The sequence below is a fragment of the Shewanella sp. DAU305 genome (assembly GCF_026802235.1).
In the GTDB taxonomy this organism is placed as follows: domain Bacteria; phylum Pseudomonadota; class Gammaproteobacteria; order Enterobacterales; family Shewanellaceae; genus Shewanella; species Shewanella baltica.
Map to the genome: position 1 here is coordinate 2130136 of NZ_CP113808.1, position 11919 is coordinate 2142054.

7 protein-coding genes, 1 pseudogene and 1 riboswitch are annotated in these 11919 nt (G+C 47.1%); of the genes and pseudogenes, 3 read left to right on the forward strand and 5 right to left on the reverse strand.

The window, feature by feature from the left end; translation table 11 throughout:
- Nucleotides 1–176 precede the first annotated feature (176 nt).
- The 4 genes and pseudogenes from rcsF to OX890_RS09115 all read right to left on the reverse strand — a co-directional run bounded on the left by rcsF (nucleotide 177) and on the right by OX890_RS09115 (nucleotide 5678).
- Nucleotides 177–557 (reverse strand): Rcs stress response system protein RcsF, encoded by a 381-nt coding sequence (gene rcsF, locus OX890_RS09100; protein ID WP_006082342.1) that lies wholly within the window; start codon nucleotides 555–557, stop codon nucleotides 177–179.
- Between the two features lie 78 nt (nucleotides 558–635).
- Nucleotides 636–1981 (reverse strand): annotated as a pseudogene (locus OX890_RS09105) (amidohydrolase family protein).
- The gene (locus OX890_RS09110) at nucleotides 1981–5070 is read right to left on the reverse strand and encodes an amidohydrolase family protein (protein WP_268650474.1); all 3090 of its coding nucleotides are present in this window, start codon (nucleotides 5068–5070) and stop codon (nucleotides 1981–1983) included. Before OX890_RS09110 ends, OX890_RS09105 begins: the two are co-directional and overlap by 1 nt.
- Nucleotides 5071–5285: 215 nt before the next feature.
- A complete protein-coding gene (locus OX890_RS09115; protein ID WP_006082339.1) occupies nucleotides 5286–5678 on the reverse strand; it encodes an H-NS histone family protein in 393 nt (130 codons plus the stop codon).
- A gap of 310 nt (nucleotides 5679–5988) precedes the next feature.
- Between OX890_RS09115 and OX890_RS09120 the strand changes: the two genes are divergently transcribed.
- The 3 genes from OX890_RS09120 to OX890_RS09130 all read left to right on the forward strand — a co-directional run bounded on the left by OX890_RS09120 (nucleotide 5989) and on the right by OX890_RS09130 (nucleotide 9605).
- Nucleotides 5989–6738 carry an electron transfer flavoprotein subunit beta/FixA family protein gene (locus tag OX890_RS09120; RefSeq protein ID WP_268650475.1) on the forward strand — a complete coding sequence of 250 codons (750 nt, stop codon included), beginning with the start codon at nucleotides 5989–5991 and terminating at the stop codon, nucleotides 6736–6738.
- On the forward strand, nucleotides 6739–7665 hold the full coding sequence (locus tag OX890_RS09125) for an electron transfer flavoprotein subunit alpha/FixB family protein (protein WP_006085545.1): 927 nt from the start codon (nucleotides 6739–6741) through the stop codon (nucleotides 7663–7665). It begins immediately after the preceding gene.
- Between the two features lie 95 nt (nucleotides 7666–7760).
- A riboswitch (Lysine riboswitch) is annotated at nucleotides 7761–7957 on the forward strand.
- Nucleotides 7958–8036: 79 nt separating this feature from the next.
- Complete coding sequence (locus OX890_RS09130) at nucleotides 8037–9605, forward strand: Na+/H+ antiporter NhaC family protein (protein ID WP_011847247.1); 1569 nt, start codon at nucleotides 8037–8039, stop codon at nucleotides 9603–9605.
- Nucleotides 9606–9759: 154 nt separating this feature from the next.
- Here the strand turns inward: OX890_RS09130 and OX890_RS09135 are convergent, their stop codons facing one another.
- Nucleotides 9760–11910: a M3 family metallopeptidase gene (locus tag OX890_RS09135; protein ID WP_268650476.1), complete on the reverse strand. Its 2151-nt coding sequence runs from the start codon at nucleotides 11908–11910 to the stop codon at nucleotides 9760–9762.
- Nucleotides 11911–11919: the final 9 nt, after the last annotated feature.

Genomic DNA, 11919 nt, shown 5'->3' on the forward strand with positions numbered 1-11919 from the left:
TAAGTATCATAACCGCCTAAGTTCATCATTCTAAGCTCATTATTAAGGCCCATCTTTGAGCGCTAATTATGCAGCGTTAGCCATGAATCCTTGCTCATGGAACATCAGCCATTAAGCGGTTGATACGGGCAATCTTAGATCATCGAATCGCGAGCAGTGTGTTGCTCGCGTGGGATTTACTCTGCGGTAGCCGTTTTAACTGCTTGGCCGACGCACAGGGCGCGGCTGATACAACCTTGGGCGGCTTCATCTAACATCACACATTGTTTGATGATAATGCCGTTAGCGCCTTTATCTGCGGCATTACGGCGGGCTTCGGTTCTGGCATCGGCTAATGACGCAGGTACGCTGTTGACATCGGCCTGACAGGATTCCCCTTGGACCAAACCTTTTAATTCATAATGACCTTTTGGCAAGGTATCGCCTTCATAGAGGGTGACATCGGATGCCTTGAAATAGTCATTAATCGCCTCACCGTCCAAATTACTGTTAAAACTGTAGTCGCTTGCACAGGCACTGAGCAGTAGCACTAATGCACTTGAGAGGATAATTTTCATGGTTTGACCTGAGATTGAGGGGAAAACTGCGCAGCCTTGGTAGGCTGCGCCGATGCGATATTATTATCTGAGTAAATTCTACCGCTTAAGGTACTTTTGATAAAGCTGCTGATGGCGATTATTCAGATCTATCTGCCGTCCTTCAATCCAGATAGCCTCTATCTTATTGGTCATAGGGTCGAGAATGTCCCCCTCGGACAGTACAACACTGCCTTGGTATCCCACGGCAATCGCCCCTAAATCCTCGACACCTAACAGTTTTGCTGCATCTAAGGTGATCGACTTAAGCGCTTGCTCAGGCGTTAAACCATAGGCGGCGCTATAACCTGCTGCATAGGGTAAGTTACGGCTATTCCAGTCCGATGAGAACCCAAGGGCGAAGGGAATCCCTGCATTAGCGAGCAAGGAGGGGATTTTAAAGGGCAAATCCACTGGTTCATCTTTACGCTTAGGCAGACTCAAGGTATGAGGATAAATGACCCCAGCCTTAACTTCCCTCAGGCTTGAGGCCAATCGCCATGCATCGTATCCGCCGACAATCACCAATTTGAATTGGTATTTTTTCGTCAGGGCAATCACTTGCTCAATTTGGCCAACACTGTCGGCATGGGCAAACAGTGTCGCTTTACCTTGGTATAGCGGCAACATGGCCTGCCAGCGAAGGTTGTTGGTCGCGGACTGTGGGTCTTCATCCTTGGTTTTATTTTTGCCATTGGCTTTATCACTTAAGAAATAGCGATAGCCATCCTCAAAGGCGATATTGAGCTGATCGATCGCTTGCTGATTTTTCTCGATGGCTTTGGCTTTCTTTTTTCATCTTCTGGCATGCGTTTGATTTGCGGCCAATAGACATGGAACTGCCCAGCACTGGGGGTCAGCGCATCCTCAATCGTCCACGCATCAAGATTCACCAGTACCGATTGCCCAGCAATACCATCGCCGCTCGGGACGATTTGTGCGTGGGTAATGCCGTTGAAACGTATGGTCGGGATGAGCTCAGAATCTGGATTGTAAGCCGTGGCTGTGCTGATCTGCGGATTGATATAACCCACCTCGGCGTTATCAACCGTGGGGCGGCTCATTTCAATTTCAACTAAGCCTAAACTGGTATCTAGGGCGATTAAGCCCGGATACAAGTGTTTACCGCTGGCATCGACGACTTGAGTGTCACTGGTTTCTGCGGTTGCACTGTTGGTTTGGCTGGTGAGTTGAGGTCCAACGGCCGTGATCTTGCCATTTTCAATCAAGACATCAGTGTTGCTGAGCACGCCTTGACTGACTGTGTGCACTGTGGCGTTTTTTATCAGTACGCTGCGGATTTGTTTAGGTGTAGGCACGATATCGCTGGCCATAACTGGGGCCAGCGTGGTGCAAATCGCGCCCAGTAGCGCCGCAAACAAAACGGGTTTAGATGAATGTTGCATTATTTGGCTCCCTCATGAGTGTGGCCCCATGCCTGATAGTGGGTGTCGCAGTGCCACTGTGGCTCGTTAAGTGGCGTGACTTTTTCACCCGCTTTGGCTTGCTCATCACTGCTGAGAATTTTTTGGATCAGTGCGGCGCGCTCGTTGACTACGGCGAGCTGGGCGACTTGGTCTTGGTCGCGGTCAAAGTAGCGTTTTCCTTCAACCCATGCCTGCGTCACTTTGGCATAAATCGACAGAGGCTCTGCGTTCCACAGTACGATATCGGCCATTTTGCCTGGGGTGAGTGAACCAACAAATTCATCGACTCTTAATTGCTTGGCTGGATTGATGGTGACCATGTTCCAAGCATCTTCCTTCGACATATTGCAATACATCATAGACTTAGCCGCTTCTTGGTTGAGTCTGCGCTGCATTTCATAGTCGTCTGAGTTTATGCTGGTGGTCACGCCTTTGTTTTGCATCAGGCAAGCGTTTTGCGGAATCGCGTCGTACACCTCAAACTTATAGGCCCACCAATCGGCAAAGGTCGAGGCGCCAGCGCCATGGGCGGCCAGTTCACTCGCTACTTTGTAACCTTCGAGCACATGGGTAAAGGTTTGCACTTTAAAGTGATAGGCCTCGGCTAGGCGGATAAACATCAGGATTTCTGACTGCACGTAAGAATGAATGTGCACATCACGTTGCTGATTTAATACTTCGGCCACCGCCTGCAGGCGATAACTTGGGCGCGGTGCGACGGTTTTTTTCTTATCGCTGGAGCGCAGGTCATCATAGGCTTTTAACGCATTCTCATAGGCGATGGCGGCATCGAAGGTCTCTTCAAATAAGGCTTTTACTCCCATACGTGTTTGCGGGAAGCGTTGCACAAATTTCTCTCCCCAGTTGCTCTGCTTAACGTTTTCACCTAAAGCAAACTTGATACTGGCTGGCGCGTTAGCAAATTTAAGTTGCTCGGCCGTTTCGCCCCATTTCATTTTGATGAGTTGCGATTGGCCGCCAATAGGATTGGCGCTGCCGTGCAGAATTTGTGCGCTAGTGACGCCGCCCGCTAAGGCGCGATAGAGTGAAATATCGTCGGGATTAATCACATCACCAATCCGTACCTCAGAGGTTACGGCATCAGTGCCTTCGTTGGTGCCACCATTAATGGCGATATGCGAGTGTTCATCAATAATGCCCGCAGTAAGATGTTTACCCGTTGCATCGAGTACTTGATAGCCAGAAGGCGTACTGAGTTGCTGGCCAATTTTTTCGATGCGGCCATTGGCCATCAAGAGATCAGCATGTTCAAGAATGCCTTGCTTATCCGAGGTCCACAGGGTGGCATTTTTGATGTGCAGCTTCTCAACCTTAGGTGCTTCGCTCAGTCCGTAAGCGACGTTAGGGAAGGTGAGGTGACTCACTAGACTCGTGTTGGCTTCCTCTTTGGTCGCTTGATTGCTTTCTTGGTCAGCACTATTAACCGCTGCAGTTTGCGCTATCGCGATACCGGCAACATTTGTGGTGCGACTCTTAGCATCGACTATTCGACCTTGAATACCGTCATCGGCCATCCACAGGGTAAAGCGGCTAAGGCCATTGATGCCCGCGGCGCTCAAATCGGCAGTAAAGCTTAATCGACCGTCATCATCTAACTTAAGTTGGGTGAGCGCGATACTTTGTTCGCCACTGCTTAAGCTGCCTTGGATTTTGGGTTTATCACCTTTGCTCACATCTTGCAGCGATAAATCCAGCGTGAGGTTATTGAGGCTTAATTGATAATCGCCCAGTAATCTTGCTTGGGGCAGTGAGCGAAGGCTTTGCTGCTGACCTTGCAACCAAACACTGTAGATCTGGCCCTCTTTAAAGATATTGCCCTTAGTGACTACAAAGTCTGCCATGTAACCGGGTGCGAGTTTGCCGGTAAAATCTGCGGTGCCTGTCATCTCGGCGGCTTGGGTGGTCAGTGCGGCTAAGGCTTGCTCTTCAGTTAAACCTTGTGCAACTGCTTGGCGCAGTCGCGGCCAAAAGGCATCCGTCTTAATACCAAACTGCGTTAGCGCGAAGGGAATACCTGCTTTGGCAACTTCTGCTGGATTGGTTGGCGCACGTTCCCACTGTCTTAAATCCGCCAGTGACACTTCGCGATCGGCATCATCTGTCCCGACATCAGGCGCCTGCGGATAGTTTAAAGGCAAGATTAACGGGTAGTTCAGCGCCTTTAACTCATTGATGCGCGAGTATTCTTGACCATTACCGAGTAGATTGGCTGACAGTTTATATTCTTTGAGTAAATGGGCGGCGCGCAATTGATCGTTGAGATTTCTGGTTTCAAAGATAATTTGCTTATCGGCTAAATTATCTAAGCGCTCAAAGGCGATATTAAATTCGACTTGATTGTTTATTGCACCATTGGCCGATTTGTTTTTATTTTGGTTATACCAATTGGCGTCGGCAAAGGTTTGTCTAATAAGTGCAATACTGCCCATTAATGATGACGGATAATCTTGTTCAGATGAGCCTTTATCAAATGCCATAAAAGGTTGACTGCGGGCACGATAAATCACTTCGTTGGCGGTTTTGTCTGCTAATGACAGGCTAACACCCGTCCCTCGGAAGATTCCGTCGAGTTTGCTACTTTGCACACTCGTAAAGCCATTATTGATCCACTCTTTAGCGCGTTCTTTATTGGGATAAACGTAATTAAACCATTCTTTTTCAGAATGAATTGCACCATTGTCTGCATTGCCACCGATACGTTTAATATCATAGACAGGACGAGTGAGCCCAAGTTTTGGATATTCGAACTCAATCCCATAATCGGTGAAAGGATCGATAAATCCAGGATAAATAGTATAGCCACTCAAATCGATTTTAAATGCGCCAGCGGGAATGTCACCGTGCTCAATAATGGCTTTAATTCGATTATTTTCAACCAATAAAGTGGCATCGCTTAAACGCTTACCCGGCTCAATCATTAATTCAGCATGGGTAAAAGCCGTGAGTTTATTGGAGGTTGTCCCTGTCTTGATTTGGGCATATGTGGTCTGTGAGACTAAGCTAGCGATTATGCTGCAGCTTATAATTATCTTATTGTTTATCTGCATTATTTTATTCAATCGAGTGAGGGTGAATAAAGAGTAACTGAAAGCAGATGTAAATACTAAGGTTGAATTGTAACGCAATTTGAGCGGGAATGAGGCGTGGGATTTACGCTTGTCGTTTTAGATTGCAGCCAATAATGGATATAAAAAAGCCCGCAATGAATGCGAGCTTTTATGCAAATGTGTGTTGGTTACTCGAACCGCCACACCGAATTGGATTAGATTAAGAAATCTTCCATAGAACGACCTTTGTTGATCTCGTTCTTAAATACGGTTGGCATACGGCCTTGGCCAGTCCATTGAACCATTTCACCGTCAACTTCGATTTGGTATTTAGCTGGACGAGGAGCGCGTTTTTTCGCGGTTGCTTTAACAGCTACGCCACCTAAGTCATCAATTGATAAACCAACGGCTTCCATTTGTTGACGGATTTCTTCAATCTTAGCATTACGAGCTGCCATGGCTTGTTCTTCTTCCTCAGCCATAGACTCGCGTTCTACTAAAATTTTATCTAATTTGTCGGCTAAATCACGTAACTCTTCAACGCTAAGTTCTTTAACTGCTGCTTTAAAACGACGGCCGTGAGTTAATATCTCTAAAAATTCGCTCATATCTATTTTCGTCCCACTCTAATTTTTAATACAGGATAATGGTGAACAACACCTAAATGATAGAAACTAATATAGCTCGAATCAAATAAAATTATGCGTTTTAAGTAAATTAAATATTATTTATATTTTGAACTTTTCTTATTTACTCAAATAAGTGTCCAAAAAAGTAGCCGTTGCGCGGATTAAAAAATGCAAACAGGCGTTTGACTTTGGTTGACGTTAACGTTAACAGGACGTAAAGTTGCTCTATCCTGCATTGGTATTAACCAATGTTTTGTCCATGTACATGAAAGTGTAGGAAGGAAACCCTATGAAAGTATTGGTGCCCGTTAAGCGCGTTGTTGATGCCAATGTGAAGGTCAGGGTCAAATCTGACAATACAAGTGTTGACACTGCAAACCTAAAAATGGCGTTGAACCCTTTTTGTGAAATCGCAGTAGAAGAAGCGGTTCGTTTAAAAGAAGCGGGTAGCGCTACTGAAGTGGTTGTTGTCAGTATTGGTAATAAAGCCGTGCAAGAACAATTACGTACCGCGCTCGCATTAGGCGCAGACCGTGCGATTCATATCGATACTGAAGAAGAACTGGTGCCAGTATCTATCGCCAAATTGCTCAAAGCGGTACAAGACAAAGAACAAGCCGAACTGGTGATTTTTGGTAAGCAATCTATCGATGGTGATAACAACCAAACTGGTCAAATGTTCGCGGCGCTGATGGATATGCCACAGGCGACCTTTGCTTCTGAAATCAAATTGGAAGGTCAATCTGTGCAAGTCGCTCGCGAAGTTGACGGTGGTATGCAAACCTTACTTATGCCGCTACCTGCAGTCGTGACTGCCGATCTACGTTTGAACGAACCTCGTTATGCTTCACTGCCTAACATTATGAAAGCCAAGCGTAAGCCATTAGAAGTCTTTACAGTGGCTGACTTGGGCGTGACGTTAAAGAGTCACCAAACGGTTGTGAAGGTCACTCCGCCAGCAGAACGTAAAGCAGGCATTATGGTAGCGTCGGTAGCTGAGCTAGTTGAAAAGTTAAAAAATGAAGCGAAGGTGATCTAAATGGCCATTTTAGTATTAGCTGAACATGATAATGCCGCACTGAAACTCGATACGGCAAAAATCGTCACTGCCGCTCGCGCCATTGGCGATGAAGTGCATGTACTGGTTGCGGGTCACCAATGTGGCGCGGTTGTCCAAGCTGCACAGGCACTACAAGGCGTTAGCCAAGTGCTCGTTGCCGATGCCAGCGTGTATGAAGCGCATTTAGCGGAAAATTTTGCCAAATTGCTGGTGGACTTAGCGCCAAACTATGGCCACATTCTGGCTTCTGCTTCGAGCTTAGGTAAGGACACGCTTCCGCGTGTGGCAGCATTATTAGATGTTGCGCAAATATCTGAAGTCATTACCGTCGTCAATGCTGACACTTTTGTGCGCCCTGTGTATGCGGGTAACGCCTTAGCGACAGTGCAAAGCCATGATGCCATCAAAGTTATGACAGTACGCGCCAGTGCTTTTGATGCTGCGCCAGAAGGTAACAGCGCGGCTGTGACGACACTCGATAAAGTGTTTGAAGCGAGAACTCAGTTTGTTTCTCAATCTTTGACGGTATCAGCCCGTCCAGAGTTAGGTAATGCTGGCATTATTGTTTCTGGCGGCCGTGGTATGGGCAGTGGTGAAAACTTCGGCATGTTAGAACAACTTGCTGACAAGCTTGGTGCTGCGGTTGGCGCATCACGCGCGGCAGTTGACGCTGGCTTTGTGCCTAACGATTTACAAGTCGGTCAAACCGGAAAAATTGTTGCGCCTAACTTGTATATTGCCGTGGGGATTTCTGGCGCGATTCAACATTTAGCGGGCATGAAAGACGCAAAAGTTATCGTTGCTATTAACAAAGACGCGGAAGCGCCTATTTTCCAAGTTGCCGATTATGGCTTAGTTGCCGATTTATTTGAGGCGGTTCCTGAGCTGATCACAAGTCTCGGTTGATTTAAACTGTGATCTAGGTCACATTAAGTGGCTTTGCGCTAGCATCTGCTAAGCCGCTTATGTTTTTATGTGCCTCACGCCCGCGTACGGGCGTTCTTAGAAGTAGAGGCGCGCCAAATATTAGTAGTGATCAGTAGGGTGATTCCGTTGATCGATTGCGAAAGGATTTGGTGCCGAAGTGGTTCGATTTATCACGATCAACTGCTGGGGTTGTACCTAATAGGTGCAACACTGCCATAGTATTTTCCGATACGGATATTGGAAATAGTTACTATGGAGCGCTACTGATAGGACAGGTGACCTTGGGTATCTATTGCCTTTCCCCACCAGTTCAGTCGCCCTCCATTCGTATTTAACGAAGATAATAATCAATGACTGTTATGAATTATGCCGATTCGGCACTTTCCTTGCTGCCGCCTGCGGTGGCTATTGTGTTGGCGATCTTAACTCGCCGTGTACTGCTTTCTTTGGGGTTAGGTATTTTAATTGGTGCTTTATTGCTCAATCAATTTTCACCTGTAGCGACGGGTGAATTTGTATTTAATGGCGTTAAAGGACTTTTTTGGACGGGCGAAGGCCTTAATTCGTGGAATTTATATATTCTCGGTTTCTTAATTGTACTGGGAATGATCACAGCGTTAATTACTGTCAGTGGCAGCGCGCGGGCTTTTGCCGATTGGGCTCGTTTACATATACGTAATAAACGTGACGCTAAATTATTAACCATGTTTTTAGGTTGTGTGGTTTTTATTGACGACTATTTCAATAGCTTAGTCGTAGGATCGGTCGCTAGACCTGTTACCGACCGTTATTATATTTCCCGCGCTAAGTTAGCTTATTTATTAGATTCTACTGCGGCACCTGTGTGCGTTATTTCTCCAGTATCAAGTTGGGGCGCGTATATTATTGCACTTATTGGTGGAATATTAACGGCCCATGGTTTTGCTGATACTGGCCATTTGAGTATTTTTATTCAAATGATCCCAATGAACTTCTATGCAATTTTCTCCTTGTTATTATTACTTTTCGTTGTCTTTATGGGATTAGATGTTGGGCCAATGCGCGAGCATGAACTCAATGCCCAACGTGGTAATTTATACGATGAGTCAAAGGGATTACCGCCTGGAGCCAATGCGGATTTACCTGAGGCCGAAACCGGTAAGATCTTAGGGTTATTCTTGCCTATTACTGTATTGGTATTTGCGACCCTGTATTTTATGGTCAACAGTGGCGCTCAAGTACTTGCCGCTGAAGGGATTGAATTTAATATTATTTCAGCATTTGAGAAAACCGATGTCAGTTCATCCCTTTTCTTTGGTGCATTAATCGGTTTAGCGATTTCGCTGATATTGAATTTAGTCCAAGGCGTTGAGAAATCAATGATAGTCAAAGGCATAGTGCAGGGCGCTCGCTCTATGCTGCCAGCGATTTATATCCTGTTATTTGCTTGGACTATCGCAGGCGTGATTGGCCAACTCGAAACCGGCAAGTTTATGGCAAGTCTCGCGACGGGCAATATTCCGTTCGCCTTTTTGCCTGCCCTAATGTTTGTGTTAGCGGGTATTACTGCGTTCTCAACCGGTACTAGCTGGGGCACGTTCGGTATCATGTTGCCGATTGCTGCGGATATGGCGATGGGAAGTCACACTGGCATGATGCTACCTATGCTTGCTTCTGTGCTGGCGGGCGCGGTATTTGGCGATCACTGTTCACCGATTTCCGATACTACGATTTTGTCGTCTACGGGCGCGAGTTGTCACCATATCGACCATGTGGTCACTCAGCTACCGTATGCATTGATTGCGGCGTTTATTAGCTTAACGGGTTATGTCGTACTTGGATTTACTGAGTCAGTTGTGGCTGGTTTAGTGGCCTGTAGTGTGGTGTTTGTGGTTAGCATCATAGTGCTAAAAATCAAATCTAAAGGCGCAATTAGCTAAACCTTAATTGAAGCCTTTCCACTGCTACAAATAAATCAGCCAGCATTATGCTGGCTGATTTTTTTGGTTAACGCTCTATCTCTATCTTTAACCTAATCGCATTAAGGCTATCAGTACTTAACTTAGGCTACTTGCCGCTTAGGTTTTTTGTAGCTTAGAGTGCTTGGTCTAGCCCGCGGCGTTTAAGCAATCCTTGTGTGGTTGGCTCTTGTCCGCGGAAGTTTTTGTAGGCTTCCATTGGCGCAATACTGTTGCCCACTTCACGAATGGTTTTGCGGTACTTCATGCCGATTTCACGATTGAGCCCGCCTTGAGTTTGCACATAGGCAAAGGCATCCGCCGCTAAAATCTCACTCCACATATACGCGTAATAACTTGCCGAGTAACCACCGGGGAAGGCGTGGGCAAAGTAGGTCGATTTATAGCGTGGCGGCACGGCGCTGATGTTTAAGCCGTGCTTTTTCAGGGCATTGGCTTCAAAGGTGGCCACATCTTGCAGTGGTGCATCTGGGCTTAATGAATGCCACTCCATATCCACTAATGCGGCGGCCATGTATTCCAGGGTGTCAAAGCCTTGGTTGAAGCTGCCAGATTTCAGCAGTTTTTGCAGCAGTTCGTCGGGAATCGGTTTGCCGGTTTCATAGTGTTTGGCGTAGTTGGCCAACACTTTTGGATGGGCCGCCCAGTCTTCTTCGAAGGTTGATGGGAATTCGACAAAGTCGCGGGAAACCGAAGTGCCCGCCAGACTTGGATATGTCACTTTGGAGAACATGCCGTGGGTGCCGTGGCCCATTTCATGGAACATAGTAGTGACTTCGTTATAGCTGACGAATGTAGGTTCACCCTCTGGCGCTTTCTTAATGTTCATCACGTTGACGACCACAGGTTTAGTACCTTCGAGGAAGGATTGACCGACGAACGAACTCATCCAAGCGCCGCCACGTTTGCCTTCGCGGGCAAAATAGTCGGCGTAGAAAATGGCCATGCTTGAGCCATCGGCATCAAACATTTCGTAGGCTTTCACATCGGGATGATAAACCGGTAAATCTGGGCGAGGTGTTAGGGTGACGCCATAGAGTTCTTTGAGTGTGTAGAACACGCCATCTTCGAGGACGCGGTTAAACTCAAAGTATGGGCGAATGCTATTACCATCGAGTGCGTATTTTTCTTGGCGGACTTTCTCGGCGTAGAATTCCCAGTCCCATGGCGCCAGTTCAAATTTGCCGCCAGTCTTGTCGATCATGGCTTGAATATCGGCCGCTTCTTTCTCTGTATTTGCGACTACGGCTGGCACCATAGAGCCAAACATGCTGTAAACCGCTTCTGGCGTTTTGGCCATTTGCGGCGCTAGGCGATAACTGGCCCAGTTTTCGTAACCTAATAGGGTGGCGCGCTCAGCGCGCAGTTGCGCTAAACGAGACACTAGCGAGGCCGTTTCGTTTTCACCACTTAAGCCACGGTTAGCTGAGGCTTCCCAGATGCGTTGGCGCAGTTCACGGTTTTCCAGTGACGCCAATACGGGCTGACGAGTGGTGTTGGTGATGTTGATCAGATACTTGCCATCGTGACCCGCCGCTTTAGCATCGTTTGCGGCCGAAGTGATATCGCTGTCAGTTAATCCTGCAAGTTCATCCTTAGACTCCACGACCACGGCGATTTCTTTGGTTAAGCGCAGTAAACGTTGGGAGAACTCATTGGTCAGTGTCGATTGTTCTTCATTTAATGCGCGAATTTTCACTTTTTGTTCGTCGGTGAGTTTTGCGCCCGCCATGATAAAGCGTTGGTGATAGATCTCAACCAAACGCACGGCTTCTGGAGTTAAACCTAGATTAGCGCGGTCGTTATAAATGGCTTCGATACGGGCAAATAGCGCTGGGTTTAAGTTGATGTTGTCCGAGTGCGCCGCCATTTTGGGCGCCATTTCACCTTGAATTTTACGCAGCTCTGGATTGCTGTTCGAACCCGCTAGATTATAAAACACACTCGATGCACGGCTGAGCAGAGCGCCACTTTTCTCCATAGCCACAATGGTGTTATCGAAGGTCGCCGCTGCGGGATTATTCGCAATCGCGAGGATTTCTTGATAGTGCTCGGTCATGCCTTGCTCTAGGGCAGGCGTAAAATGCTCATTCTTGATGAGGCTAAAGTCGGGCGCTTGATATTGCAGACTACTGACTTGAAACAAGGGGTTTTGGACTTGTACCGACATGGCGTTAGGGGCTTTGCTTTCTGTGTTGCTACAACCTGCCATAAATCCGGCGGTGAGCGTGGCGCCGATGGCGATGGCAATAAAACGTTTACGCATAATTGAGTG